Source organism: Xanthomonas sp. BRIP62409, assembly GCF_003992965.1.
Taxonomy (GTDB): Bacteria; Pseudomonadota; Gammaproteobacteria; order Xanthomonadales; family Xanthomonadaceae; genus Xanthomonas; species Xanthomonas euroxanthea.
This window is the reverse complement of sequence record NZ_QEZJ01000023.1, coordinates 78,746-105,104: the sequence shown is the minus strand read 5'-3', so window position 1 is coordinate 105,104 and position 26,359 is coordinate 78,746. Positions and strand designations below refer to the sequence as shown.

At 64.3% G+C, this 26,359-nt stretch carries 18 protein-coding genes and 2 pseudogenes; 9 read left to right on the top strand and 11 right to left on the bottom strand.

The features are described from left to right. The first annotated feature begins 86 nt into the window (after nt 1-86). Nucleotides 87-2,750 (top strand): M1 family metallopeptidase, encoded by a 2,664-nt coding sequence (locus EO170_RS14650; RefSeq protein ID WP_126945990.1) that lies wholly within the window; start codon nt 87-89, stop codon nt 2,748-2,750. A gap of 69 nt (nt 2,751-2,819) precedes the next feature. On the opposite strand, the gene EO170_RS14645 is transcribed toward EO170_RS14650, so the two are convergent. From EO170_RS14645 to bdcA, 3 genes are all read right to left on the bottom strand, one after another. Further along, nucleotides 2,820-4,142, bottom strand: a complete 1,323-nt coding sequence (locus EO170_RS14645) for an XVIPCD domain-containing protein (protein ID WP_164741052.1) — start codon at nt 4,140-4,142, stop codon at nt 2,820-2,822. A 25-nt stretch (nt 4,143-4,167) separates the two neighbouring features. Further along, nucleotides 4,168-5,031, bottom strand: coding sequence for a hypothetical protein (locus tag EO170_RS14640; RefSeq protein WP_126945986.1), 864 nt, complete (start codon nt 5,029-5,031; stop codon nt 4,168-4,170). Nucleotides 5,032-5,289: 258 nt separating this feature from the next. After that, a complete protein-coding gene (bdcA, locus tag EO170_RS14635) occupies nt 5,290-6,003 on the bottom strand; it encodes an SDR family oxidoreductase (RefSeq protein ID WP_126945983.1) in 714 nt (237 codons plus the stop codon). A 70-nt stretch (nt 6,004-6,073) separates the two neighbouring features. Between bdcA and EO170_RS14630 the strand changes: the two genes are divergently transcribed. Together EO170_RS14630 and EO170_RS14625 are read left to right on the top strand one after the other, a co-directional pair. Continuing rightward, nucleotides 6,074-6,664, top strand: coding sequence for a TetR/AcrR family transcriptional regulator (locus EO170_RS14630; RefSeq protein ID WP_126945980.1), 591 nt, complete (start codon nt 6,074-6,076; stop codon nt 6,662-6,664). A gap of 364 nt (nt 6,665-7,028) precedes the next feature. After that, a pseudogene (locus EO170_RS14625) lies at nt 7,029-7,340 on the top strand (AsnC family protein); the annotation flags it as partial. A gap of 68 nt (nt 7,341-7,408) precedes the next feature. On the opposite strand, the gene EO170_RS14620 reads toward EO170_RS14625, so the two are convergent. The 5 genes from EO170_RS14620 to hsdR all read right to left on the bottom strand — a co-directional run bounded on the left by EO170_RS14620 (nt 7,409) and on the right by hsdR (nt 16,879). Next, on the bottom strand, nt 7,409-9,211 hold the full coding sequence (locus tag EO170_RS14620; RefSeq protein ID WP_126945977.1) for a DUF262 domain-containing protein: 1,803 nt from the start codon (nt 9,209-9,211) through the stop codon (nt 7,409-7,411). Nucleotides 9,212-9,247: 36 nt separating this feature from the next. Continuing rightward, nucleotides 9,248-10,690, bottom strand: a complete 1,443-nt coding sequence (locus EO170_RS14615) for a restriction endonuclease subunit S (RefSeq protein ID WP_343134524.1) — start codon at nt 10,688-10,690, stop codon at nt 9,248-9,250. Beyond that, nucleotides 10,683-12,221: an N-6 DNA methylase gene (locus tag EO170_RS14610; protein WP_126945974.1), complete on the bottom strand. Its 1,539-nt coding sequence runs from the start codon at nt 12,219-12,221 to the stop codon at nt 10,683-10,685. The genes EO170_RS14615 and EO170_RS14610 overlap by 8 nt, the downstream gene beginning before the upstream one ends. 46 nt (nt 12,222-12,267) lie before the next feature. Further along, nucleotides 12,268-13,266, bottom strand: a complete 999-nt coding sequence (locus tag EO170_RS14605) for an Abi family protein (protein ID WP_126945971.1) — start codon at nt 13,264-13,266, stop codon at nt 12,268-12,270. A gap of 139 nt (nt 13,267-13,405) precedes the next feature. Then, nucleotides 13,406-16,879, bottom strand: a complete 3,474-nt coding sequence (gene hsdR / locus EO170_RS14600) for a type I restriction-modification system endonuclease (protein WP_126945968.1) — start codon at nt 16,877-16,879, stop codon at nt 13,406-13,408. A gap of 408 nt (nt 16,880-17,287) precedes the next feature. On the opposite strand from hsdR, the gene EO170_RS14590 reads away from it, so the two are divergent. Next, the gene (locus tag EO170_RS14590; RefSeq protein WP_126945965.1) at nt 17,288-17,557 is read left to right on the top strand and encodes a hypothetical protein; all 270 of its coding nucleotides are present in this window, start codon (nt 17,288-17,290) and stop codon (nt 17,555-17,557) included. A gap of 5 nt (nt 17,558-17,562) precedes the next feature. On the opposite strand, the gene EO170_RS14585 is transcribed toward EO170_RS14590, so the two are convergent. Continuing rightward, nucleotides 17,563-18,192: a TetR/AcrR family transcriptional regulator gene (locus EO170_RS14585; RefSeq protein ID WP_126945962.1), complete on the bottom strand. Its 630-nt coding sequence runs from the start codon at nt 18,190-18,192 to the stop codon at nt 17,563-17,565. A 173-nt stretch (nt 18,193-18,365) separates the two neighbouring features. Between EO170_RS14585 and EO170_RS14580 the strand changes: the two genes are divergently transcribed. The 3 genes from EO170_RS14580 to EO170_RS14570 all read left to right on the top strand — a co-directional run bounded on the left by EO170_RS14580 (nt 18,366) and on the right by EO170_RS14570 (nt 21,939). Continuing rightward, a complete protein-coding gene (locus EO170_RS14580) occupies nt 18,366-19,154 on the top strand; it encodes a histidine phosphatase family protein (RefSeq protein WP_104582371.1) in 789 nt (262 codons plus the stop codon). Beyond that, a complete protein-coding gene (locus tag EO170_RS14575) occupies nt 19,154-20,023 on the top strand; it encodes an NAD(P)H-hydrate dehydratase (RefSeq protein ID WP_104582372.1) in 870 nt (289 codons plus the stop codon). The genes EO170_RS14580 and EO170_RS14575 overlap by 1 nt, the downstream gene beginning before the upstream one ends. A 461-nt stretch (nt 20,024-20,484) precedes the next feature. Continuing rightward, nucleotides 20,485-21,939 (top strand): glycoside hydrolase family 30 protein, encoded by a 1,455-nt coding sequence (locus EO170_RS14570; RefSeq protein ID WP_241239452.1) that lies wholly within the window; start codon nt 20,485-20,487, stop codon nt 21,937-21,939. 273 nt (nt 21,940-22,212) lie between these two features. On the opposite strand, the gene EO170_RS14565 is transcribed toward EO170_RS14570, so the two are convergent. Beyond that, complete coding sequence (locus tag EO170_RS14565; protein ID WP_126945956.1) at nt 22,213-23,115, bottom strand: SDR family oxidoreductase; 903 nt, start codon at nt 23,113-23,115, stop codon at nt 22,213-22,215. A 184-nt stretch (nt 23,116-23,299) separates the two neighbouring features. Between EO170_RS14565 and EO170_RS21935 the strand changes: the two are divergent. Together EO170_RS21935 and EO170_RS14560 are read left to right on the top strand one after the other, a co-directional pair. Then, nucleotides 23,300-23,494 (top strand): annotated as a pseudogene (locus tag EO170_RS21935) (DUF429 domain-containing protein); the annotation flags it as partial. A gap of 23 nt (nt 23,495-23,517) precedes the next feature. After that, the gene (locus EO170_RS14560; RefSeq protein WP_241239451.1) at nt 23,518-24,003 is read left to right on the top strand and encodes a DUF429 domain-containing protein; all 486 of its coding nucleotides are present in this window, start codon (nt 23,518-23,520) and stop codon (nt 24,001-24,003) included. A gap of 1 nt (nt 24,004) precedes the next feature. On the opposite strand, the gene EO170_RS14555 is transcribed toward EO170_RS14560, so the two are convergent. Further along, nucleotides 24,005-26,359, bottom strand: a complete 2,355-nt coding sequence (locus EO170_RS14555) for a GH92 family glycosyl hydrolase (protein WP_126945953.1) — start codon at nt 26,357-26,359, stop codon at nt 24,005-24,007.

Here is a 26,359-nt window from a genome sequence, read left to right as displayed (position 1 = left end):
TGGCGGTGCCTGCGTGCCCTGTTCCGGCGGATCATCCGCGGTCTGGCGCCGTTGCGTGCCCACTTCGTCCCCATCGAGAATCTCCCATGCGTCTTCCCCTGGTGACCGCCATCGCACTGGCCCTGGTCGGTACAAGCCCGGCTGTCTCCGCCTTCGCAGCTGCGCCGGTGCCGCCGAGCGCCGAGGCTTCGTCCATCACCACCCAGTTGCCGCGCACAGCCAAGCCCACGCACTACGCAGTGGAGATCACTCCGCATGCTGACAAGATGCGCTTCGACGGCAAGGTCGCCATCGATATCAGTGTGCTGCAGCCCACCGACCAGATCGTGTTGCAAGCGGCCAGCTTGAACTTCGCGCGCGGCACGCTCACGCAAAAAGGCGGCAAGCCGCAATCGGCCAAGATCAGCACCGATGCCGAGGCGCAGACCGCCACGTTCGCGTTCGGCAAGTCGCTGGCAGCGGGCGAGTACGTGCTGTCCATCGATTACAGCGGCGTGATCAACACGCAGGCCAATGGCTTGTTCGCGCTGGATTACACCACCGCGCAAGGTGCGCGCCGCGCGTTGTTCACCCAGTTCGAAAACTCCGATGCGCGCCGCTTCATTCCTTCCTGGGACGAGCCCAACTTCAAGGCCACTTTCGACCTGGCGATCAATGCGCCGGCCGGGCAGATGGCGGTGAGCAACATGCCGGTGGCCTCGTCGCGGCCGAGCGCAAACGGGCGCACCCGCATCGCGTTCCAGACCTCGCCCAAGATGTCCACGTACCTGCTGTTCGTCAGCGTGGGCGATTTCGAGCGCGCCACCGTCACCGCCGACAATGGCACCGAGATCGGTGTCATCGCGCAGAAGGGCAAGGTGGGTCAAGCGCAATTCGTGCTGGAATCCGGCCGCGATGTGTTGCACGAGTACAACGCCTACTTCGGCATCCCATACCCGCTGCCCAAGCTGGACAACATCGCCGCGCCCGGGCGCAGCCAGTTCTTCAGCGCCATGGAAAACTGGGGCGCGATCTTCACGTTCGAATACTCGTTGTTGCTGGATCCGGCGGTGGCCAACATCGATACCAAGCAAGGCGTGTTCACCGTCGCCGCGCACGAGATCGCGCACCAGTGGTTTGGCAATCTGGTGACCATGGCGTGGTGGGATGACCTGTGGCTCAACGAAGGCTTCGCCAACTGGATGGAAGCGCGCACCACGGCAAAACTGCATCCGGAATGGGACATCGACAAGACCGGTCCGGCCAAGAAGAGCCGCCTGGCCATGTGGCGCGATGCGTATGTGACCACCCACCCGGTGGTGCAGCACGTGGCCACCGTGGAGCAGGCCAGCCAGGCCTTCGACGCCATCACCTACGCCAAGGGGGAGGCAGTGATTGCCATGCTGGAAGACTATGTCGGCTCGGATCACTGGCGCGACGGCGTGCGCAGTTACATCAAGCAGCATCAGTTCGGCAATGCGGTGACCGACCAGTTGTGGCAGCAGATCGACGCCGTGGCCCCGGGCAAGCAATTCACCCAGGTGGCACACGATTTCACCCTGCAGCCGGGCGTGCCGTTGATCAAGGCCAGCACCCGCTGCGTGGGTGGCCAGACCACGGTGACGCTGGAGCAGGGCGAGTTGACGCTGGACCGCCCCGACAAGCAGCCGTTGCGCTGGCATGTGCCGGTGGTCGTGCGCAGCGGCGACGCCACGCAGGTACGTGTGCTGGTAGACGGCACCGCCCAGGTGCAGGTGCCGAGCTGCGACGCACCGGTGGTGGTCAACGCCGGGCAAAAAGGCTACTTCCGCACCTTGTATGCGCCCGCACAGTTCAAGGCGCTGACCAGCAGGTTTGGCGCGCTGCCGGTGGTGGATCAATTGGGCGTGTTGAACGACACCGACGCACTGGCCGACGCGGGCATGCAGACAGAGGCCGATGTCTTGGATCTCACCGCACAGGTGGCAGTCGGCGCATCGCCCGACGTCTGGGACATGGTGGCCGGCATCTACGATGGTGTGGATGGCAGCTTCGAGCATGACCCGGCAGGGCGCGCCGCGTGGCGTGCCTATGCAGTGCCGCGCCTGTCGGCCGAATTCGCAACGCTGGGTTGGGACAACCGCGATGGCGACTCGGCGCAGATCCAGCAGTTGCGTACCCGCCTGATCGCCAGCCTCAGCGACATGGGCGATGCCGCCGTGATCGCCGAGGCGCGCAGGCGCTTTGCCGCTTTCCAGGCCACTCCCGCATCGCTGTCGCCGGAGCTGCGTGACAGCGTGCTGGGCGCGGTTGCGCGCAATGCCGACACCGCCACCTGGGACACCCTGCATGCCTTGGCCAAGCAGGAAACCTCGGCGATGGTGCGCGACGCCTATTACGATTTCCTCTCCATGCCCATCGACGAGGCGCTGGCCAAGCGCGCGCTGGCACTGGCGTTGACACCAGAGCCGGGCGCCACCACCGGCGCAAGCATGATCGACCGGGTCGCCTCCCAGCATCCGGAGCTTGCCTTCGATTTCGCCGTGGCGCATCGCACGCAGGTGGACACACTGGTGGACTCCACCTCGCGCGCCCGCTACTACCCCGGCCTGGGCATCGACTCGGCCGAGCTTGCCACCGCCGACCGGATCAAGGCCTATGCCGAGCAGTACATCGCGCCGACCTCGCGGCAGGCCGCAGACAACGCCATCAACACGATCCAGACGCGGGTGAAGCTGCGGGCGGCCTCGCTGCCGCAGATCAAGGCGTGGTTGAAGGCACGCAAGCGCTGAGCGTTGCGGCCATCGCAGCACAGGAAACAGCCCGGCCTTGCCGGGCTTTTCTTTGCCGCGCTGCCGGCTTTATCCCATGCGCATCGACGCACTCTCGCGCTGCCGGTCCGCCTCCTGCTGCTGGCTCTGCGCCAACGCCTGCTGGCGGTCGGTACTGGCCACCTCCAGCTGCTGCAGCGACTGCTCCACCGGCGTCTGCACGGCCACATCGGTCGGCATATGGGCGCGCAGGTGCGCCGGGTTGTTCAACTCGCCCTGCACCACAAACACGTGGCGGCCGGCCGGGCTGTCGGCGGTCTGTTGGCTCAGCACCACATGGTCGGCCCGGTCCAGGTTGTTCTGGCGGGCGAGGGTCATCACGCTGGCGATGAGACGCTCGCTGCTCTCGTCCGGCGTGCGCCCGGCTTGCGCATCGATCGCGCTTACACCCGCACGCACCTGCTGCAGCAGTGCGTAGTCCCGATGATCAGGGCCGATATCGGTCAGTTTGGTGGGCGCCTGCGTCCGATCCGGCAGGCCGTCGGCCGACGCCGTGAACGGGCTGCGGGTGATGGAGCGGTACGGGTCGTCTTCGTGGAACTGCGTGGCTTTCTGCTGCCGCTCCAGGCGCACGGCGCGGGCATCATCGAGTTCGGCGATACGGCCGGCATTGGTTTCTTCGCGCATGGACAGATGCCCGCCGCCTGCGCTGACGTTCACCCACTTCTGTTCTTTCTCGAAGTACATCGCGTAGAAGCTGTTGCTGCCGATGACGTTAGGGTCGACGGCGGAGCGGCCCTCCAGCATCTGGATCGCCTCGGTGGTGCCCAGCTTGGCCAGGTACTGGCTGCCGGCCGCCAGTCCCATCTGGGCAAAGGTCTCGTAGCCCGTGTTCCCGATACGAGTGGCGCCGGCGGCTTCGTTGTCGAGCATGTTGGTCCAGATCTGTTCCAGCTTCTGGGGGCCGCTTTTTTCCAGGGCGGCTTGCAGGAGCACGCGTGGGGTCCAGCAGTTGGGGTCCAGCTCATGGTCCAGGAAGGCTTGGTCGTGTGCCAGCATGACGGAGGCCCCGGGCAGGTTCAGCGCCAGATCCGGACGATCTTGACGGAACCAGATTTGCCGAAGTTCAAGATCCTTCTTGAGCAGTGTCTGTCCAAACTCCTCCCACTGCCGCTCGCTCAAGTCCGCATTGGCAAAACGAGAGCCAGTATCGTGCTGTGTCCTGGCATAGTCTTGCGCATAACTGTTGGCCACTTGGCCGGGCAAGCTGTCGTTGCGCACTACGCCCAGCGCCAGCGTACCGTAGCCGTCCGCACCATTCAGCTGCGAAAGATAGTTCCAGTACAACTCGCGATTGCCTTTATCCGCGTAGGTGGCAAGGATCTTGAGATCTTGTCCAGTCAATCCACTCATATTTTACTCCCTGTCAGTAGACCGATCACCTGACTTTGGTGCGTGCCAGTACTTCTTTTACTGCATCTTCCATGCGTTTCCAGTCCTTCAAGAATGCACGCTTGTAGTTGAGACTGATGGAAAGTTTGTTCTCGATATCGGAGAAGTAATGGACGCAACTTGCAGCGACGGCACCTTTTTCATGGACTACTTCAGATCCCTCCAGCCGAACGCCATCTCCTCGGAATTTTTTGCTGTCGCACTTGATGAATGTGGTCAAATTGCCGCCCGAGTCGCGCGCGACATACCAGTCGTCCTCGAACGCAGGGTTGCGCGTTGGAGGCTTGCCATAGTGGGCCTCGTACGCTTTAACGTACACCGCCATCTTTTCTTCATCGATAGCATACGGCGTCAATCCGAGTGTTTCAGGCTGTGCAATACGCAGATCGAGTCTGTCGACGGGATCACCCCGTTCGACCGAGTCAGGCTCGGTAAGCGCTTCGTTAGACGAATAACGTGCCAGCAATCCCTCGATGGGGACACGGTCAACATAATTCATGGAGGCATGGATCTCCTTGCGGAAATCATTCGTGCGCGGGTTCGCCCGCGCACCGGGCGGGGTGGGGGTCATATCTGGCCACTCGATAACCAGCGTCACCACCTCGATGGACCACGGCGCGATTTGGCTGTCCAGGTAGTTGGCGGGGATGCGGAAGGTGTTCGGCCCCAGCTTTACGTCAACCGGAGCGTCCGAATAGGTGTGCCCGTTGATGGTGCGGCCTGTGGTGACGTTGTCTGGCATGGGGGAAGTCCTTTCCTGTTCGGGTGATGGCGTCCGTGCACAGGCACTGCCGGTCACAGCAACGGCGAGTGCAAGGGCCAGGCACCGGCCGGATGACATCATGTGCATTGGTCAATCCATTGCGGGGTTCGCCGCAACTATAGGCAACCTGGGATCAGCGCGACAGCAAGGGCCAGGCCTGCGATGACCCATACCATGCGCCGCATGGCATGGGAATGCGATCACGCTCCGCCGGCAGGAAAGGCGCGTGGATCAAAACGCGGGCGGTGCAACGGCAGCTCGCCACGTGTGCCGAAGAAGGGCGTTTGCCGCCCTTGATCGCACTAAGTGTCGAGCTGCAGCGTGGTCAACGCAGACGTCGCCGCGTCATGCCCCAAACGCACCATCGATCGTATGCATCGCCCCGGTGACAAAGCTCGCTTCCGGACCCGCCAGCCAGGCCACCATGCCGGCCACTTCGTCGGCACGGCCGTGGCGTTTGATTGCCATGAAGCTGTGCATCAGGTCTTTCATCGGCCCGTTTTCCGGGTTGGCGTCGGTATCGATCGGGCCCGGTTGCACCACGTTGATGGTGATGCCACGCGGCCCGAAGTCGCGGGCCAGCCCACGCGCCAGCCCTTGCAGCGCGGATTTGCTCAGCGCGTAGGACGCCATGCCTGGCAGCGGCATGCGGTCGCCGTTGACCGAGCCGATCACGATGATCCGCCCGCCGGGTGGCATCTGCCGCGCTGCCTCCACGGCGGCGTGGTAGGGCGCGTGCACGTTGATGCGGAACAGCCGGTCCACCGCGTCCGGATCCTGGTCCAGCGCATTGCCGAACAAGGCGATGCCGGAATTGACCACCAGCACATCCAGCGGCCCGCTGCGGCGCACCGTGTCGATGACCGCATCGCGGTCGGCACTGTCGGCCAGCACCGCGGTGCTGCCGGTGTCGCTGGCCAGGCGCTGCGCCGCCTCGGCAGAGCCGGCATAGGTAAACGTCACCCGTGCGCCCTCGGCCACAAAGCGCCGCACGATGGCGGCCCCAATCCCCCGGCTGCCACCAAGCACCAACACCGACTTATCTTTGAACGCTGACATGCATCATCTCGCAATTAATGTAGCGATTAATACATAATAGATTTCGTCTGCCGTCAAGGATTTTGTAACTATCACTACAGAAACCTCCCGGGCCCGCGGCCGGCCACGGGCGTTCGACCCGGACCAAGCGGTCGCCACCGCGCAGCAGCTGTTCCATGCGCGCGGCTACGACGCACTGAGCGTGGCCGACCTCACCCAGGCGCTGGGCATCAACCCGCCCAGTTTCTACGCCGCCTTCGGCAGCAAGGCCGGCCTGTATGCGCGCATCCTCGACCGCTACGCGCAGACTGGGGCCATCCCGCTGCCACAGATCCTGGACGCCAACCGCCCACTGGCCGACGCCCTGGCCGACGTACTGGAGCAGGCCGCGCGCTGCTACGCCGCAGACCCCGTCGCCACCGGCTGCCTGGTGCTGGAGGGAACGCGCAGCAACGACGCGCAGGCGCGCGAGGCCGCCTGCGGCTTTCATGTCGCCGCCCAGGAGTTGATCCGCTCCCACATCGCCAAGCAGTGCCCGCACGACGCAGACCGGCTGGCGGATTTCGTCAGCACCACCATGGCTGGGCTGTCCGCCAGCGCCCGGCATGGGCAGAGCTTGGAGCGTCTGCTAGCGAGTGCGCGGTTGGCGGGGGAGGCGCTTCGGGCGGCGCTGCGCGGGTAGGCAGAGTGCTTGGTTGCGGGGGCAGGGGCGTTCCATGGTGGGCCCACCTGCGTGCCAGCATGCCCACTGACGTGGTAATCAGGCGCCGGTGGAGCAGGCGCTGGCAACGCTGCAATAGCTCGACTTTTGCACATCGGCGAAGACGAAAAGCAGCCATGCGCAGGAGAAATTGTTGTTGCAGGAAGCGGCATTGAAGCCGCTGACCATTGGACGAGCGGGTCTGGCTTCCGCCGTTGAGCGGCAGCCCCTCATTTAGTCAGAGCACTTAGCGACGACTGCTTGCAAAAATAGTTCGTTGGTTGGGTATTCCATATTCTGGAATATGGAATAAGGCGGGTCTGGCTGTGGCACGAAGCCCCAGGATCTGGTGGTGCTGTACAAGCAGGTTGCCCAGGCCAGCCAGGCCTGGACGTATGCATCCCTTGGAGAAGCGCTGGGTATGAGTGCCTCGCAGGTGCATCGCAGCGTAAGGCGCGGGTAACATCTGGCCTGGCGCTGGGAAAAAAGCCGTGGCGAGTGGGAGACGGTGCGCACGGCGTTGCACGTTTGCGGTCATCGTGCCGCTAAGGCGTGGCATTCCTACGGTTTTTGGCGTGCCCCCCGCTGTCCACTGCGTTGCCAGCTCCCCAGGAGAGGCACCGGTCTGGCCAAGCGCGCAGGCACAGCCAAACGCCCTTAGCTGGAAAACGCAGCGCCCTTAGGCGCTGCAGTAGGAGCGTGTGGCGAAGCTCTACGCGATGGCTGTCAGTCGGTCTCCACCGCTGCAGCGCGCTTTCCCATTGCCGCCTCGATCAGTGCCAAGAGGTTCTGCTGGCGCTGATCGCAGAAGCTGTCGAAGTCATCGGCACGCAGGGCGGCGACCGGGATGCGATGGCTGGCCAGCAGCGCATCCATGCCAACGTTGTCCAGCTGGACCTGCTTGTGGGCCTGCAGGGCGGCCAGATAGCTGGAGGGGGCCGATCCGCCAATCATGCGGTTGGCCTTGTAGGAGATCGGCGTCTTGTTGATGATCGAGTCGTAGCGCCGACGCGGGATGTCCTGCTTTTCGCACCAATCGCGCGGGAAGATGTGGTGGATGTCCAGCGCCACCTCGTCGGCTTCCAGGTCGCGGATGCGCGATTTCCAGAACAGGTCCTGTGCGCCTTCGCGCAGCACCAGCACGTTGATGCCCTTGTAGGCGGCGCTCAGGCGCGAGGTCAGCGAGGCGAGGCGGTCGATCTGGAAGGTGGCGTCGGCAATCGTGCGCGGCGGTTGGTCATCGTGCTCGATCCAGCTCAGCAACTCGTCGACGTCGTTGGCGATACGCGTCTCCACCGCGCCGCCGTAGAGTTCGCCCAGCACGCCGCACCAGAACCACTGCGCCAGCTTCTGGTGGATGCGCGGCTCGCGCCAGTGCTCGTCGGCCCCGATCAATGCCAACACCGCCGCCAACGGCGCCAGCTGGGTGCGGTAAGGCAGGTCGCGTGGCGCGGTGAAACATTCCTGGCGCAGGAACTTGGCCGCACGCAGGAACCCTTGTTCAACCGGGTTGGCCCAGCGCTTGTAGGCATCCAGCGGCAGTTCCAGCACCGATGCGCGCTTGGCGCTGACCGGGGCCACCTGCTTGCCGGTCTTGCCGGCCTCGATATCGCCACGGCGCTTTTCCAGCGTATGCAGCATGGTCACCGCCTGCAGAAAGTCGGTATTCTCCACCCCGCGCAGGATTGGTTCCTTCGCCAGCCGCTTGTAGCGCGAGGACACCTTACGCAGCTCGCTGCCGTACCAGTCGTCGCGCAGGTTGTAGCCATCGGCCGCGTAGCTGGCGGTCACCAACTCGAACACCGATAGCGGGACGCCGCCGGTATTGACCTTCTCGAACACCAGGCACACCGCTTCCTTGCTGGTCTCCTTCTTCAGCACGATCAGCGGAATCTGATACTCGTTATATGCATCGAGCACCTTTTCTTTGAACTCAAAGAACTGCGCCTGCGCAGCGGCGTTGAACTTGAACAGGTCCTGCAGCCAGCCCATCGCCTCCAGGATCTCCGAGCATGGGAAGTACAGCTGTTTGCATTCCAGCTCGCGCGTGGACAGGTCCAGATCCAGCCTACGGCCGAAGTCGCTGCGCTGCTGGCGGCTGCCGTCGGTGGCGATGATGGCCTCGTCCAGCCGGTCCGGGCCGGCAAGGGCGGTGGGGATGTGGATGTAGTAGTGGCGGTCGACCGGCTTGCCTTTGTCGGTCGTGGTCTTGACCGGGCCGGACAGCTTGAGCACCTGGGTCAGCGTAGTCAGACGCTGCTGGCCATCGAGAATCAGCTTCTCCGGCGCGGCCAGTCCTTCCAGCGGCACGTTCTCCACCGGGCGGACCTGGAAGCGCACCTCGCCGCCGGTTTCCAGCAGCATCACTGCACCCACCGGGAAGGAGCGCCCCAGGCTGACCAGCAGGCTGCGCACATGCTCGTCATCCCAGACCCAGCCGCGCTGGAAATCCGGTAGCTGGATCTTGCCTTGGACGACGTCCTTGAGCAGGTCTTTCAATGGCAGCTTGGTGCTGTCGAACGTGGTCATGGGCTCGCTTCCTTGTGATGGATGGGATGGATCAGATCAGCTTGTCGCCGCCTTGCGGCCGCGCTTCGGTTTGGGCGTGGCGGCGCGCTGGGTGCGGATGCGTTCCAGCAGCACGCTGGCCGGTTCGTCGCTGGGGTCCTGCGGCACCAGTTCGCCGCGGAACGCCTTGGCGAGCAGGCTCTGCGTCAGCGCGTCGATGCGTTGCTGGGCGGCGGCGACCTTGGCTTCCAACTGGTCGGCGTAGGCGAAGAGCTGTTCGACGCGGCGGACGACTTCGGTTTGCTCTGCAAGTGGTGCAAGTGGAAACGGAAGGGACTGCACGCTTTTTTTGTTCAATGCCTGTTGGTTGTTGCCGCCTCCAAAACGTCGCGTCTCCTCGTATTTCCCCCATAGGTAGTAGTAGAGGTACTCCGGAACACAGTACTCATCATGCACTCGCAGTGCTGCCGTGTTCTGGTTGTGGCATGCGTCAATGGCGAGAATCGCAGGCTGTCCGCGCGTTTTCCCTTGCCCGATCATCGCCAGCATCACGGTCCCAGGAGGGTGTAAGTTCGTGGAAGTTGCGCTGTAGCCGGCTTCGGTGATCTTTTCTTTAGTCGAGCGAATTCTGCAGAACGCGACCTCCGCGCTACTCACCCATGAAATGGAACCTTTCCAAAAATCGGTTCGATCTCTAGCTGGCGTTGCTCCGACGAACACGTCAAATATGATCCCAATCTGGGTGGCTTGCCAGGTTGGAGGAAGATCGTCTCTTAAGTTCGGTGGGTCCAGATTCGGGGGCGCGAACTTTCTGCCGCTCCGCTGGTAGTGATCCCGCCATGCCTGCCGCACATCCGTGATGGACGCCGCCTTAGTATCGGGATGCAACTGGCGCCACTCGGCTGTTAGCTCTCCAGAGAATGCTGACTCAAGTACAGACTGTCTGAAGCGCTTGAGCAGGGCGGGGATGGCGTCGATGCGGGCCTTGAGGGTGTCGACCTGGGCCAGCAGCGCATCCAGCTTCTGCGCGATACGCTTTTGCTCTGCGAGCGGCGCAATACGAAGCTTGTAGCCCTCCACTTTCTTTGGCTGAGCCCGTGTTAGCGAGCCGCCAACGCCAGACACCTCAGCGCAGAGACGTTCCCGAAAAGAGGACTCCTGAAGTTGCAAACGGATGAAAGCTGGGTCGAACAGTGGTTGGCGGATGACGATCCACTCAGATGACGCAATTTGTTCATGATCATTCTTCTTGCCGACTACCCAAACGCGATTGATACGAGGATTGATTTTGCAAAGAAGAACGTCATCAGGCTCCACCTTCTGCTTGGTGGAACCGATATCCCTTCCTTCGACAACTTCGGGCTTCCGCTTTGGAAAGATAGGGACGCTGTAAAGCTCAAAAGTCTGCTTCGGAGACTTTGCAGGATCCAAAGTCTCCGACCTATAAGTGTTGATTGAGCCGATTTTCGTCTCGCTCCACCCGGCCGGCAACTCACTCACCATCCACCTCGCTGCTGGTCACTTCCAGCCCCATCACCTCGGCCAGCAGCCGTTTCTGTTCCAGCGCCTCATCACCGGCGCCCAGCGCCTGCATCAGCGCGTCGAGTTCGCGCAGGGCTTCGCTGAGTTCGGCCATCGCTTCGGCGGCCAGCACTGCGGGCGCGGGCAGGGTATTGGCATCGACGCTGTCGGCGTCCTTGAGCCAGCTGATATCCAGCGAGTCGCCGCGCTCGGCGATCTGGGCGCGGGTGAAGCAACGGAAACGCCCTTGTTCCCCTTCATCGGTACGCGGGCTGGCGCCGTTGGGATCGGTGCCGTAGGCCTCCTCGAACGGTTTGAGGTGCGCCAGCCCGAACGGGGTGCGCTTGCCGAAGCTGGGCATGTTGCTGCGAAGGTCATAAACCCAGGTGGCTTGGGTGCAGCCGGTGTCCTGGCGCGGGTTGGCGGCGGTGCCTTTCTGGAAGAACAGCACATTGGTCTTGACGCCCTGTGCGTAGAAGATGCCGGTGGGCAGGCGCAGCAGGGTGTGCAGGTTGCACTTGTCCATCAGGTCGCGGCGGATGTCGGTACCCACGCCGGCCTCGAATAGCACGTTGTCCGGCAGCACCACGGCGGCGCGGCCACCGGGCTTCAGGCCACGGTAGATGTGCTGCAAAAAGGCGAGCTGCTTGTTGCTGGTCTTGTAGGTGAGGTCGTCACGGGTGGGTCCGCCGCCGCCCTTGGCGGTGCCGAACGGCGGGTTGGACAAGATGATGTCCACCTTGGGCAAGGCGGCGCCGGCATTGCCGAGGCTGTTGCCGAGCTGGACCACGCCGGCGCCTTCGCCGGACATGCCGTGCAGCAGGCAGTTCATCAGCGCCAGGCGGCGCGTGCCGGGCACCAGCTCCATGCCGGTATAGGCCTTTTTCTGCTGGAAGCGGCGGGCCTTGTCGTCGAGCGTGTAGAGAGCGTCGGTGTTGGCCTTGATGTAGGCATCGGCGGCGATCAGGAAGCCGGCGGTACCGGCGGCCGGATCCTGCAGGGTTTCGCCGGGCTGCGGCTGCAGGCAGCGGATGATGGCGTCGATCAGCGGGCGCGGGGTGAAGTACTGGCCGGCACCGGACTTGGTCTCGTTGGCGTTCTTCTGCAGCAGGCCTTCGTAGAGGTCACCCAGGCCGTCCTCGCGCGCGCTGAACCAGTCCAGCCCGTCGAGGGCGGTGACCAGGGTTTCCAGATGGCGCGGTTCCTTGAGGCGGGTCTGCGCGTCGGCGTAGATGGCGGCGATCATCGGATCGCTGCTCTTCCCTAAGTCCAGCAGCATCTGCCGGTAGTGGTTGAGCAGGTTGAGGCCGGACTTGCCGTTGAGATCGGGCCAGCGGCTGCCGGCGGGCAGCTTGTGCTCGAAGGCGTCGTTGTTGCGTACCTGCTCGTATTCCATCTTGACGAACAGCAAAAGCACCAGCTCGGTGACGTAATCGCTGTAGTTGATGCCGTCGTCGCGCAGGACGTCGCAGAGGTTCCAGAGTTTCTGGACAATGTCGTTATGGGTCATGTTCGTATTCAGGAATTGGATGAGCCGATTAGCACGGCTAATCGGCTCACGGGTGAGGGATGGCTTGCGGCCAGAACGGGTCGGTCTGCCAGTTCTCTGGAAAGCCCATCTGCCGTGTGTCGAGCTGTCGGAATCCGTTCAGATGATCGAGCAGCCGCCGCTCCCAGCGGGTGTCGGGGCTGACCTGTCGCAACAGGAGCGCCAGGATGCACAGCACCGGGAACATGCGTGCGTGGTGGCCTGGTTGCAGCAGATGATGCGGCCAAGCGAAATCCGGCGCTGCGGGAAGCGCCGGCCGGATGCCCAGTTCGCGATTCCAGAGCCGGCTGTGGTGGGCGCAGATGTTCCGGATCGAGGTCAGGGCGTGCAGCCACGATTCCAGCAGCGGCGCATGTAGGCCAAGTGCCCGCGCGATCTGCTTGCGATCGATATCCCGAGCGAGGCCCTGATAGAGATGAGACAGTTCGCCGAGAGTCAGTTCTTCCAGTGCAGCCCAGCCGGGCATCAGCGGCGGGGTGTTGTAGTTCAAAGCGTAGTGACGGGCATAGTTCTCGATTGCGCGGCGGCGCCTGAGTTCAGATTTTCTGCTTGCGGATGCGTTCGATCGGTCAATCTGCTGGGATTCGCGCTGGTAGTCACGTAATGCATCGCTCTGGCGTTTCTGAATGCTCTCTAACAGTTTTTCGTGGCGATACCTGTCCTTGAACAGATTGCGCTGCAAATACCAGTGCGCCCCGTGGGTGGGACCCATGTGGTTGCCAAGGAGTGCACGCATTGCGACCTCCACACGTTCGATGGCTTCCATCACCAGCAGCCGTAACCGCTGGTCGAAGACATACAGCTGTGTGACCTGCTGGAAGCGTGCCCCCGCGACGAATGCATGGCCATGCGTCTGGAACGGACGCATGTAGGCGCTAAGGCGGAAGTAGCTCACGACTTCGAGAAATTTCTTCGCGCGCTCGCGGTCTTGAATCGACAGGCCGCGCTCGGCGAGCAGGTCAAGCTGCGCGTCGACCGGAATGGCCGCCTTGTCGAACGTTCTCATCCCAGCTGGAGTCCGGACATAAAAAACCCGCGCGATTTGTGCGTAACTGCCGGAGCAGTCATAGGCATGGCGGGTGTGTTGATGGAAATGATATGCATGGCGAGGCACACACGCAAGTCGGCCACGTTCATACTGGCCCTCAGCCTGTCTGATCCCACAGATGCTCGCCCAGATCGCCCAGGATTTGGTCCAGCCGGCCATCCAGCAGGCGGTCCAGCTGCAGGGCGCCGCCGTCGCCGCTGAAGTTGCGTTGCACGGTGTCGCGGTCCATCACCACCTCGTGTATCAACTGCTGGGCCAGCCGCTTGAGCCAGCGCCGCTGCACCGGCGTCCAGCTGCGCTGGGCATAGATGCCCTGCATGGCCTTGTCGACGCGCTGCTCGAACGGCACCAATGCCTCGCCCAGCGCGGCACGGCGGATGTAGCCGATGATGCTGGCGGCGACCTCCTGCTGGGTGCTGTCGCGCCACGCGCCACGCAGGTGGGCCTCGCTGTAGCCGTGCTGGTCGAGCAGCAGGCGTACCTCGCGCAGCTGGGCGCGGGTGAGGTCGCGGGGGCGGTTGACGATGACGCTGAGTGCGGCGGACTGATTGATCTGCTCGCGGATGAAGGCGTTGAAACTGTCCAGGTAATCGGCCGGGGCTTCGTTGACGCCGTAGTTCTGTGCGCGTTCGAGCAGGGTGTCAGTGTGTTCGGAAATGACCGGATAGCGGTCCGTACCCAGCAGCACGCCCACTTCTGCCAACTGCTCCACCAGGCGCGGGTGTTCGTGGAGGAAGCTGGCCGCGTTGCGCGCGCCGAGCTTGTGCAGGTGGGTGTGCAGCACGGCGGGCGCCACACCCCAGGAGGTTTCCAGCTCGCTGAGCTTGTCGCGCAAATCCGGGCGCTGCTTGGCGCGATGCTGGGCCTTGCGCAGCACGCGCATGACGCGCTGGCTCAACTGGTCGAGCGCGTCGTCGGCATGGCTGCCGCCGTTGCTGCCGGGGGCATCGAAGCTGCGCTGCTGGCCGAGCTCGTGGACCAACTGCTCGATGCTGATGTTGGGGTCCTTGACCAGCGGGCGCATGGTGTCGACGTCTTCGAGCGCGGCGTACAGATCGACCGGATCGAAGATGCGGAACACGGTCTTGCCGATGTCGTCGCAGCGGCGGGTGGCGCGGCCCTTCATCTGTTCGTAGAGGATGCGCGAGCGGACCCGGCGCATGAACACCAGGTTGGCGATACGCGGCACATCGATGCCGGTGGTCAGCAGGTCGACGGTGATGGCGATAGTGGGGAAGCGCTCGTTCTTGTAGTTGCGGATCAGCTTGTCGACCTTGTCGCTTTTGCCGGTGATCACCGCGACGCTGGCCTGGTTGTAGTAATTGCCATGGACCTGTTTGAAGGCCTCGTCCAGCTGGTTCTTGACGCGTTCGGCGTGGGGCTGGCTGACGCAGAAGATCAGGGTCTTTTCCTCGCCGTCCGGGTCCAGTTCGATGGCAAGCTGCTCGCAGACGACCCGGTCAAAGTCCGCGGTGATCACACGCCGGTTGAACGACTCGATATTGAAGTCGAGTTCGTCTTCCAGGTCTGCGGTATCGACTTCGCCGGTCTGCGTGTTGATGACGCTGACGCGCTCGCCGCGATCGAAGTGGATGCCGTTCTTGCCGAGCGCGGTGGTGTAGCGGATGGGCGGCTCGTGGTCGATCAGCCAGTCATCTGCCACTGCTTCGCGGTAGCTGTAGGTGTAGATCGGCTTGCCGAAGATTTCGGTGGTGTGCTTGGCCGGCGTTGCGGTCAGGCCGATACGGCAGGCGTCGAAGTAGTCGAGCACGCGGCGGTATTGCGACAGGTATTGCGCGTGGTCGCGCACGGCCAGCTCGCCGTCGGTCATTTCCTGGTCGAGCGTGTAACCGCGGTGGGCCTCGTCGACGACGATGCAGTCGAACGTGCCGATCGGTGGCGGGTCATCGGACTGGAAAATGCGCCGCACCATGGCCTGCACCGTGGCGACCTGCACGCGGGTCTCATCGGCGGTGCGGGTGTCGTCCAGGCCATCGAGGTTGTAGATCTGCGCCAGCGTCTGGTTCTGCTCCAGCTGCATGTCCTGCATCGTCTCGGTGGCCTGGGTGCCGAGCGCGGAGCGGTCGACCAGGAACAAAACCCGGTGAAAGCGCTCGGCCTTGAGCAGACGGTAGATCAGGCCAATCATTGTGCGCGTCTTGCCGGTGCCGGTCGCCATCGCCAGCAGGCAGCTGCGTGATCCCGATGCCAGCGCGCCTTCCACTGCCTGGATCGCGCGCTGCTGGTAGTCGCGCAGGTTGAGGTAGGCAAAACCTTCCTGGGCCAGATCGCGCTCGGCCTGGTCGCGATCGCGGGTGAGCAGATCGGCGATGTCCTCGGGCGTGTGGAACTTCTGCAGCGGGCGCCGCAGATTGGCTGGTGAGCGCAGGTCGCGGAACCAGATGCCCGATTGCTCGGCCAGCTGTTTCACGAAAGGACGGCCATTGCAGGCGAATGCCAGCGGCACCTGGAAATGGCCACCCTGGCCGTCGGCCCAGCCTGCGATCGAGGTGGTGGCCGGGTAGGCGGGGGCCAGCTCGCCACGCATCACAAACTCGCGCGCGTAGCGCTCGGCCTGGGGAATCCGGTCGGCGATGTTGATCTGCTTGCGCTTGGCCTCGACGACGGCGACCGGCGTGAGGCCGGCGAACAGCACATAGTCGGCGTTGGCGCGCGGCACCTTGGTGGGCCACTCGGCGATGGCGAGATTGCGACCTTTTTCCGGGCGGATGCCCTTGGCGTGGGTGAGGTCGAGCGAGTCTGCGTCCCAGCCGGCCTCGCGCAGCTGTTGGTCGATCAGGATGCGGGTGAGGTCTTCGCTGAGGTCGAAGTTGTTGCTGGCCTGCTGGGTGGCGCCGGCGACCTGCTGGGTGGCGGCCTGGCGGGCGGTATCGGGCCGTTGCAGGCTGGCGATGCGTTGTTCGAAGTCCTGGCGAAGCCGTTGCAGTTCCTGTTCGCGTTGGACTGCCAGCGCCGACTGCGCACGTGCTTCGACGTCCATCGCTTCGGCGAGCTCGGCGTTGAGCTTGGCTTCGCTGCTCTTGAGTTCGGCGAGCGCCTGGCTCTGGTCGTGTTGCTGGCGGGCGGTATCCAGCTCCACTTTCAGGCGATGGACCTCGGCCTGCACTTCACGCAACGGCGCGGCTGGATCCTTCGGGGGCAGGAAAGCACCCGCCTTGAATTCGGCGGCGTTCCTGCCGAAGGCCCGGTGGTACCAGACCGCCAGGTCGCGGGCGACCTTCAGGCCATCCATCGCTTCGCGGTGTTGTGTGGTGAAGCCGTGGGTCGCCTTGTTGCCCTCGACCCGCAGTACGTGGAACAGCTCCTGGATCCGCCGGTCCAGGCGCAGCTCGCGTGCGAGCTGGTAGATCAGATCCGCCTGGGTCGTCCGCTGATCGTGGAGAATGCCGGCGCGCCCAGCGAGATCCTGGGCAAGTGCTTCGGCGAACTGCCGGAGCTTGATCAGCGTGGTGTTGGGATCACTGGCAAAGACCTGCTCGGCCATCGAGGCCAGCTTGAAGAAGACCGGATCGTGTTCCTGCAGGAAGGAAAAGTTGCTATCGACAGTCACACGCGTATCCGTACTTGGCGCCCGGCGGGATGGCATCTCGCGGTAGCCCTCATAGGTCACCGACGCTGCCGTCGTCATTCTAGCGCCGGATGCGATGGACCGATATGCGATGGCTTGGGCCGTCCGCAGCGACCTGGTGGTAGCTGCGCAAGTTTTTCCCATGAGTTCCTAGTCTTTTGTCGACAGCTAAGTCGTTGTCGCAATGAAACTCTGCGGCAGCAGATACTTCTGCCTGATGATTCGTCTGGAATGGCCCTGCCGCCAATATGAAATTGCAGGTGCTGGAGGCCTTGACGGCGGTAATCTGCAGTAGCACGATCACTCTACGGAGCCTCGGAACTCCTCGTACAGCGGCTCGCCACCTCCGACAATGGTGGTTTCGCTTGATTGGTACCTGCGAGAGATCCAATGACCGAGGCTCATCATCACTTAGATGCGAACGCTGGCTACTACCTGCCAGAAGGCGCGCAGTACCGCTTGCAGCAGCTGCGCGACCATATGCGCTTTCTGGCGCGTTTGGCGCAGCCACGCACGCAGGCCGAAGAGCAGGCGCGGCAGCCGGCCATTTGCATGGACGAGCTGGCATTTTGTCTGGAGCTGCTTGCCGATCAGATGACCCATGCGCTGAAGCAGATGCAGTGGCCGGCGAGCCTGGAAGAATCAGGCGGAAAGAAGTAGCGCTCCTACACCGGCGCAGACTTCAAAATCCCCGACAAACTCTCGCGCAAGATCAACTGCAAATGCATGCGGTTGAGTTCCATGCCGCTGGTCATCACGCTGTGCAGGCCGCCGCACATGGCGGCGACGGCGAAGACGCGGGCCTGGAACTCCTGTTCGCTGCTGGCCGGGTCGGCGTGGCCGCGCAGCAGGCGCTTGAGCAGGGCGCTGAGGTGTTCGATCAGCGATGCGCTCTGCCGGCGCATGAAGGCTGCCAGCACCGGGTCGCGCAGGGTGGCCAGGTGCAGTTCCAGGTCGATGCGGGTGCGCTTGATGTTGATTTCCTGCAGCAGCCATTCCTCGAGCAGGCCGGCGATGAAATCCACCACGTGCACGTTGGCCGGGCGTTCCACCAGCCACATCTGGCGGATGGCGCGCATGTAGTTGCGCTCCAGCAGTGCGCGCACCAGCGCGTCCTTGTCTTCGAAGCGTTGCAGCAGGCTGCCGCAGCTGACCTTGGCGCGCTCGGCGATCAATTCGAAACTGGTGGCGCCCAGGCCGATGGCGTCGATGCATTGCTCGGTGGCGTCCAGCACCTCTTCCAGCAGCAGTTCTTCGCGCTCTTTTGCCGTGCGCAGCAACAGGACGTTGGACATGGGCGGCGGGCTGGTGGGGGGCTGCAGTATAGCGGCGCGGCGTTCGTCGTCCGTTGCGTTCGCTTGTTGCTGTGCCATCAGTCATGGATGCGCGTGCGTATTGAAACGCTGGTCACGGATGCGCTGGTCGACCATGTTTTCACGGCGGCTGTGCGACACCTGAGGCCGACGTTGTGCAGGAGAAGCATGTGAGTGAGAACAGTGCGGTAGCCGGTGTCTCGGCGCAGTGGCCGGCGCGGTTGTGGGTGGTGCGGCATGGGCAGAGCGCGGGCAATGTGGCGCGTGATCTGGCCGAGTCCAATGGGGCGGCCTTGATCGACCTGGAGCACCGCGATGCGGATGTGCCGTTGTCGGACCTTGGCGAGCGCCAGGCCGAGGCGCTGGGGGCGTGGATGGCCGGCTTGCCCGAGCAGGAGCGCCCGACGCTGATCCTGAGTTCCACCTACATACGTGCGCGCCAGACTGCCGCTGCGGTGGCGCGTGCGCTGGGGCAGCCGGCCGAGTCGGTCAGCGTGGACGAGCGTTTGCGCGAGAAGGAATTCGGCGTGCTCGACCGCTACACCACGGCCGGCATTCTTGCGACCTTCCCGGAGCTGGCCGAGCAGCGCAAGCTGGTGGGCAAGTTCTACTTCCGCCCGCCCGGTGGCGAGAGCTGGTGCGATGTGATCTTCCGCCTGCGCGGGGTGGTGGGCGATCTGCAGCGCAACCATGTGGGCGCGCGGGTGCTGATCGTGGGGCACCAGGTGATCGTCAATTGCTTCCGCTATCTGATCGAGCGGATGGACGAGGCCACCATTCTGGGCATCGACCGCGAGGGCGATGTGCCCAATTGCGGCGTCACCGAGTATGCGGCTGCGGCCGATGGGCAATCGCTGGAGTTGCTGCGTACCAAGTTCGTGCCGCCGGAGCTGGCCGACGAGCCGGTGACCACCGAGTCCGACCGCCCGGCCGGGGCACGCTGATGGCCGCCGCGCGCATGCGCATGCTCACCGCTGCGGCCTTGCGGTCGATGCCGTTGCCGGCCCCGGGGGGCGACAAGGAACAGCGCGGGCGCGTGTTGATCGTGGGTGGCTCGATGCGCGTGCCGGGTGCGGTGCTGCTGGCCGGCGAGGCGGCGCTGCGCACCGGTGCCGGCAAGCTGCAGATTGCCACTGCCGCCAGTGTGGCGCCGGGCATGGCCTTGGCGGTGCCGGAGGCGCTGGTGCTGGGGCTTGCGCAGAACGGCCAGGGCGAGATCGTGCGCGGGCACCGCGCACTGGATGGGGCGATGGCGGCCTGTGATGCGGCAGTGATCGGGCCGGGCATGGCGTCGTCGGCCACCACCACGGCGATGGTCAGGCGCGCTGCCGAGCAGGCGGTGTGCACCTTGGTGCTGGATGCCGGCGCGTTGTCGCGTGGCCTGCGGGCGCCGATCGGGCGGCCGTTCGTGCTGACGCCGCACGCGGGCGAGATGGCGACCCTGGCCGGCGACGACAAGGCAGCGGTGGAAGCGGCGCCGGGGGAGTACGCGCTGAAGTTTGCGCAGAAGCTGCGCAGCGTGGTGATCGTCAAGGGTGCGGACAGTTTCATCGCCGGGCCCGACGGTGCGTTGTGGATGCATCGCGGGGGCGCATCCGGCTTGGGCACCTCCGGGTCTGGCGATGTCCTGGCGGGATTGATTGCCGGCTTTGCCGCGCGCGGCTGCGATGCGTTGGGCGCTGCGCTATGGGGCGTGTTTGTGCATGCGGCGGCGGGCAGGCAATTGGCCAGGCGGATTGGGCCGGTGGGGTTCCTGGCGCGCGAGCTTGGGTTGGAAGTGCCTGGGATTCTGGATCGGTTGGCGCGGGGGTGATCGACGCTCGTCGCGTTGATGCGGCGCGCAGACCAAGCCTTTCTCCAGCGGGAGAGGGGTTGGGGTGAGGATGCGTCTGCTGGAGTCGTGGGGCTGTCTTTCCAGTTGGGGTTTAGGTTGTTGCCTTGATTGCAGGGAGCGGGTTGCACTCTTGGCAGACGTACCCTCATCCGGCCCTTCGGGCCACCTTCTCCCGAGGGAGAAGGCAATGGCCGATGGTGGAAGGGTGCATGGTTGCGCTCGTTTGTTGCGCGATGTTGCGCCGCGTTGGTCGGTTAGGCTTGGTCACCAACCTGGGAGGGTGCACGGTGAAGCGAACGATTGCGTGGTCGATGGTGGGGGTTCTGGGGGTTTGGGGTGCTGCGACTGAAACGGTGTTGGCATCTGCATCTGCATCTGCATCTGCATCTGCAACAGCAGCAACAGCAACAGCAACAGCAACAGCAACAACGCCGATTCCGATGCTGGCATCGACGGCACCGTCTGCATCCACACCCGCATCGAAGGCGGTAAAAGCTGCGGTTGCGGAGGCTGCTACTCCGCCAGCCGCCGCCGGTGCACTACGCGTTTACACCTCTGCCCAGGGCGCAACGCAGCAGATGCGTGTCAGCACTGCCGATGCGCCCAGGGCCGGGCATGCGTTGACCGAGACAGAGAACTCCATCTTCGTCAATCCGCAGCGCCGCTTCCAGGAGCTGCTGGGCATCGGTGGGGCGATCACCGATGCCAGTGCGGAGACCTTTGCCAGGCTGCCCAAGCCTGCGCAACGTGCGCTGCTCACCGCGTACTACGACCCGCAAAAAGGCATCGGCTATACGTTGGCGCGCACCACCATCCACAGCTCGGATTTCAGCAGCGGCAGCTACACCTACATCAAGGAAGGCGATGCGGCGCTGAAGAGCTTTTCGGTCAAGCACGATGCCAAATACCGCATTCCGATGCTGCGCCAGGCCATCGCGGCGGCCGGCGGCACGTTGACGACATTTGCCAGCCCGTGGAGCGCGCCAGCCTTCATGAAGGACAGCAACAACATGCTCAAGGGCGGCAAATTGCTGCCGGAGTATGCGCAGGCCTGGGCCAGCTACTACACGCGGTTTATCGCGGCCTACGAAAAGGCCGGCATCCCGATCTGGGGCATCAGCCTGCAGAACGAGCCAATGGCGGTGCAGACCTGGGAGTCGATGCTGTTTTCGGCCGAAGAAGAGCGCGACTTTCTGAAAAATCACCTGGGGCCGACCATGGCCAGCGCCGGCTATGGCGACCGCAAGATCATCGTATGGGACCACAACCGCGACATGATGGTGCACCGCGCGCATGTGATCTTCGACGACCCGGAAGCGGCCAAGTACGCGTGGGGCATGGGCTTCCACTGGTACGAGACCTGGGCCGGGTTCGCGCCGATGGTGGAGAACGTGGCGGCTGTGGCGCAGGCGTATCCGGACAAGCCGCTATTGCTGACCGAAGCGGCGGTGGAGAAGTTCGACCCGGCAAAGCTGCAGTACTGGCCGAACGGCGAGCGCTATGGCACCGCGATCATCAACGATCTCAATCACGGCGCAGTGGGTTGGACCGACTGGAACATCCTGCTCGACCAGAACGGCGGTCCCAATCATGTGGGCAATTACTGCTTTGCGCCGGTGCATGCCGACACGCGCACCGGCGAGGTGATCTACACGCCGAGCTATTGGTATATCGGCCATTTTTCTAAGTTCATCCGCCCCGGTGCGCGTCGGGTGAGTGCAGCCAGCAGCCGCAGCAATCTGGCAACGACGTCCTTTCTCAACACCGATGGCAGCCTGGCCACGGTGGTGATGAATGCCAGCGATGTGGCGATCCGTTACAACCTGTACGTGGGCGAGGCATCGAGTGAATTGGAGATTCCGGCGCATGCGATCCAGACGGTGGTGATGCAGTAAGCGCGGGCCGTGGGCGGAGCATTGGTGGGGTTGCGTACCCTCATCCGCCCTTCGGGCACCTTCTCCCGGTGGGAGAAGGGGGGACTTCGCATGATCGAAGCCGTCTTTGCGTAGCTGGTTGAACTACTTTGCGGTTCGGTCTTGCTGATGCATCAGCATTCGAGACTGCCGCCACTACCAAAAGCGCCATCGAAGAAAACCCCGCCGACCGCTGCGCATGCAGCGATCGGCGGGGTTCTGGTGGCGTGACGTTGGAGTGCGCTTTAAGCTAACTCAGGACAGCAGCAAGCCGCCGGTGGCACCGAATACTTCGCCCGTCACATAGCTGGATTCCTGCGAGGCCAGGATCACATACAGCGGCGCCATCTCCACCGGCTGGCCGGCACGCTTGAGCGGAGTTTCCGAGCCGAACTCGGGAATCTTTTCCGGCGGCTGGCCACCACTGGGTTGCAGCGGGGTCCACACCGGGCCGGGGGCGACGGCGTTGACGCGGATGCCCTTCTCGGCGACCTGCTGAGCCAAGCCCTTGGTGAAGTTGACGATGGCGGCCTTGGTGGAGGCATAGTCCAGCAGCGTCGGCGAGGGCTGGTAGGACTGGATCGAGCCGGTGTTGATGATGGATGCGCCCGGCGGCAGGTGCGGGATGGCCGCCTTGCACAGCCAGAACATCGCGTACACGTTGGTCTTGTAGGTGGCGTCGAACTGCTCGGTGGTGATGTCGGCGATGTCCTTCATCGCGGTCTGCTTGCCGGCGATGTTGACCAGCAGGTCGAGCCCGCCGAGTTCCTTGACCGCGCGTGCGACCAATTCATTGCAGAAGGCTTCGTCTTTGAGGTCGCCGGGGATGCTGATGGCCTTGCGGCCTTCGGCCTGGATCAACTTCACCACTTCCGCGGCGTCCTGCTCTTCTTCCGGCAGGTAATTCAGCACGATGTCGGCGCCTTCGCGTGCGTAGGCGATCGCGGTGGCGCGGCCGATGCCGGAGTCGGCGCCGGTGATCAGCGCCTTGCGGCCCTTCAGGCGGCCGAAGCCCTGGTAGCTCTGCTCGCCGTGGTCGGCCTTGGGCTGCAATGCGTGGATGGTGCCTGGCGCTTCCTGGGTCTGCTCGGGGAACTTGGGCTGCGGAAACTGGGTAAGCGGGTTCTGCATTTCGTACTGGTTCTTGGTGTTGGACATGCACTGGCTCCTGCATTGGGGGACGACAAGGCCGCAGCGTGCTGCGGCCGATGCGGAGCAGTCTGGAAACCACGGCGATGCGTGCGGGTGAACGAATGTTGTGCATGATGTGAACGCGCCACGCAGATGGAGCGCGTGCGGTGCTGCTGCGCCGTACACGCAGGCCACGACCGGGAGGACCGCAATGCAGTGTGTAGGGATCGATGGCGCCGGCAGCGGCTGGCTGGCGGTGTGGCAGGCCGGCGATGGATTGCAGTTTGCTGGCTACCCCACGGTGGCTGCGGTGGCGAGCGCATTTGGGGACGTCGCCGTGCTGGGCGTGGACATTCCGATCGGTCTGAGCGAGCACGCGCCCCGCGCTACGGATGTGCAGGCGCGGCGCTTTGTGGGTGGGCGCCGCGCATGCAGCATGCCGCGCCCTTGCGCGGCATGCTGCATGCACCCACGCAGGTGGAAGCGTCTGCGTTGCATCGGGTGCTGGATCACGACGGCCAGCGTGGCTTTGGCGTGCAGTCGTTTGCGCTGCTGTCGAAGATTCGCGCCTGGGACGATGCGGTGCGCGCCGATCCGGCATGGGCGGAGCGCGTGTTCGAGGTGCACCCGGAAGTGTCGTTCGCCGTGCTCGCCGGCGGGCACGGCCTGGCGGCGGGCAAGAAGAGCAGCGCGGGCCACCAACAGCGCGCCGCCTTGCTGGGCCAGTGCTATGGCGCCAGGCAGGTGGCCGCGTTGCTGGAGCGCGTGCCGCGTGCGCTGGCCAAGCCGGACGATGTGCTGGATGCCCTGGTGGCCTGCTGGAGCGCGCAGCGCATTGCCGCAGGTACCGCCGGCAGCCTGCCGGCGGTGGTGGAGCGCGATGCCTGCGGGCTACGCATGGGCATCCACTACTGACTCAGCGCGTCTGCGTCGACATCGAATACGGCCGCTGCGCCGGATCGGTGGCCCATTGCGTGGTCGGCGTGGCCTGCATGCGGAAGCGCAGTTCGCCGCCGGCCTGAATTTCTTCATGCGTGAGGTAGGCGCGGGTCAGCGGCTGGCCGTTGAGGGTGGCGCTGCCGACGTAGCTGCGCGCCTTGCTCAGGCCATCGGCGATCACGCTGAAGCGCTTGCCATTGGGCAGCTTGAGCGTGGCGCGCGGCAGGAACGGGCGGCCGATGATGTACTGGTTGCTGCCCGGTGCCACCGGATAGAAGCCCAGCGTGGTGAACACGTACCAGGCCGACATCTGGCCGAGGTCGTCGTTGCCGGCCAGGCCCTCTGGGCCGGCGTGATACTGGGTGTCCATGATCTGGGTCAGCCGCGCCTGGGTGCGCCAGGGCTGGCCGGCGTAGGCGTACAGATAGGCGACATGGTGGCTGGGTTCGTTGCCGTGCGCATACCAGCCGATCAGGCCGGTGATGTCTTCCATATGCGCGAACACCTTGGGGTCGACCTTGGCATCGAACACCGCATCCAGGCGCGCGAGCAGTTGGTCGTCGCCGCCATGCGCGGCTGCAAGCCCCGCGACGTCCTGCGGCACATACCAGGAGTATTGCCAGGCATTGCCTTCGGTGTAGTCGCTGCCGTAGCCGCTGGCCGAGGGGTCGAACGGCGCGCGGAAGTCGCCGGCACGGGTGCGCGCGCGCATGTAGCCGGTGGCCGGGTCGAAGGCGTGCTTCCAGTTGCCGGCGCGCTTGCTGAATTCGGCGGCGATGGCGGGCTTGCCGAGCTTGTCGGCCATGCGCGCGATGGTCCAGTCGTCGAAGGCGTATTCCAGCGTCTTGGAGGCGGCTTCGCCTTCTTCGTCGATGGGCACATAGCCCAGTTCGCGGTACTGCGCGATGCCGTCGTAAGGGCCGTAGTTGGCGCTGGCGACCATGGCGTCCAAGGCTTCGTTGGCATCGAAGCCGCCGATGCCCTTCATGTAGGCGTCGGCGATCACCGGCACGGCGTGGTAGCCGATCATGCACCAGGTTTCCAGGCCGTGGAACGCCCAGACCGGCAGGATGCCGTAGGCGCTCTCACGGCGCGAGGCGAGCAGGGAATTGACCATGTCGCTGCTGCGTTGCGGCGGCTGCACCAGGGTGAGCAGCGGATGCAGCGCGCGGTAGGTGTCCCACAGCGAGAAGGTGGAGTAGTTGGTCCAGCCACGCGCCTGATGCACGGCATTGTCCGGCCCGCGGTACTGGCCGTCGCTGTCCATGAACAGGGTGGGGCCGAGCAGGGTGTGATACAGCGCGGTGTAGAGCTGGGTGCGTTGTTGCGGCGTGCCTTGCGCGTCGATCGCCGACAGTGCCTGCGTCCATTGCGCGCGTGCCTCGGCGCGCACGCGGTCGAAATCGAAGCCGGGCACCTCCGCATCGAGATTGGCAATGGCACCGGCTTCGCTGACCGGCGACAGCGCAACCTTGACCACCAGCGGCGTGCCATCGTTGGCGACATCGAACACGCCGACCAGTTGCCGGCCTTCGATCTGTGCGCGCTGCGCGGGGTTCTTCTCGCCTGGCGGCGGAAAGCCCTTGTACGGGATGTCCTGCTCGGTGTCGTGCAACTGCGTGGCGGTGAGCGGGCGCGAAAAGCGCATGGCGAAGTACAGCTGGCGGCCGGGTGCCCAGCCGCGGGTTTCACGAAAGCCGGTGACGGTGCCGTCGCTGCGCACGCGCAGCCGCGACCACTGCACCTTGCCGGGGTAGTCGTACAGGCTGGTGCGCAGGTCCACCAGCACATGCGCCGGTACGCCCTTGGGGAACTGATAGCGATGCACACCCACGCGCGCACTGGCGGTGAGTTCGGCGCGGATGTTGCGGTCTTTCAAGGTCACCGCGTAGTAGCCGGGCTGCGCCTGCTCGCTGGCGTGGTCGAACTGCGCGGTATAGCCGCTGCCCGGTGTGGCGGCATCGCCGCGTTCGAGCTTGACCTGGCCGGTTTGCGGCATCAGCAGGATATCGCCCAGGTCCGAATGCCCGGAGCCGGAAAAGTGCGTGTGCGAGAAGCCGACAATCGTGCTGTCGCCATGCCGGTAACCGGCGGCCCAGCCATAGGCCTCCTTGCGCGGCTTGATCTGCGTGTCCGGGCTCAGCTGCACCATGCCGAACGGCAGCGTGGCGCCGGGATAGGTGTGGCCTTCGCCACCGGTGCCGATGAACGGATCCACCGCGCTGAAACCCGCGTCGTCCGCGCGTGGCGCCGCGTTGCCGGCGAAGCTGACGCAGGCGGCAAGCAACGCCAGCCAACGCAGGGGAGAGAAGGCGATTGAGCGATGCTGCAT

Coding starts and splice junctions, on each gene's coding strand:
- EO170_RS14560 (WP_241239451.1), top strand. CDS start 23,518: ATGCAGCATGCCGCGCCCTTGCGCGGCATGCTGCATGCACCCACGCAG.
- EO170_RS14565 (WP_126945956.1), bottom strand. CDS start 23,115: ATGTCCAACACCAAGAACCAGTACGAAATGCAGAACCCGCTTACCCAG.
- bdcA (WP_126945983.1), bottom strand. CDS start 6,003: ATGTCAGCGTTCAAAGATAAGTCGGTGTTGGTGCTTGGTGGCAGCCGG.
- EO170_RS14645 (WP_164741052.1), bottom strand. CDS start 4,142: ATGAGTGGATTGACTGGACAAGATCTCAAGATCCTTGCCACCTACGCG.
- EO170_RS14610 (WP_126945974.1), bottom strand. CDS start 12,221: ATGACCCATAACGACATTGTCCAGAAACTCTGGAACCTCTGCGACGTC.
- EO170_RS14605 (WP_126945971.1), bottom strand. CDS start 13,266: ATGAGAACGTTCGACAAGGCGGCCATTCCGGTCGACGCGCAGCTTGAC.
- EO170_RS14575 (WP_104582372.1), top strand. CDS start 19,154: ATGGCCGCCGCGCGCATGCGCATGCTCACCGCTGCGGCCTTGCGGTCG.
- EO170_RS14570 (WP_241239452.1), top strand. CDS start 20,485: ATGCTGGCATCGACGGCACCGTCTGCATCCACACCCGCATCGAAGGCG.
- EO170_RS14620 (WP_126945977.1), bottom strand. CDS start 9,211: ATGACCACGTTCGACAGCACCAAGCTGCCATTGAAAGACCTGCTCAAG.
- EO170_RS14640 (WP_126945986.1), bottom strand. CDS start 5,031: ATGCACATGATGTCATCCGGCCGGTGCCTGGCCCTTGCACTCGCCGTT.
- EO170_RS14585 (WP_126945962.1), bottom strand. CDS start 18,192: ATGTCCAACGTCCTGTTGCTGCGCACGGCAAAAGAGCGCGAAGAACTG.
- EO170_RS14555 (WP_126945953.1), bottom strand. CDS start 26,359: ATGCAGCATCGCTCAATCGCCTTCTCTCCCCTGCGTTGGCTGGCGTTG.
- EO170_RS14650 (WP_126945990.1), top strand. CDS start 87: ATGCGTCTTCCCCTGGTGACCGCCATCGCACTGGCCCTGGTCGGTACA.
- EO170_RS14590 (WP_126945965.1), top strand. CDS start 17,288: ATGACCGAGGCTCATCATCACTTAGATGCGAACGCTGGCTACTACCTG.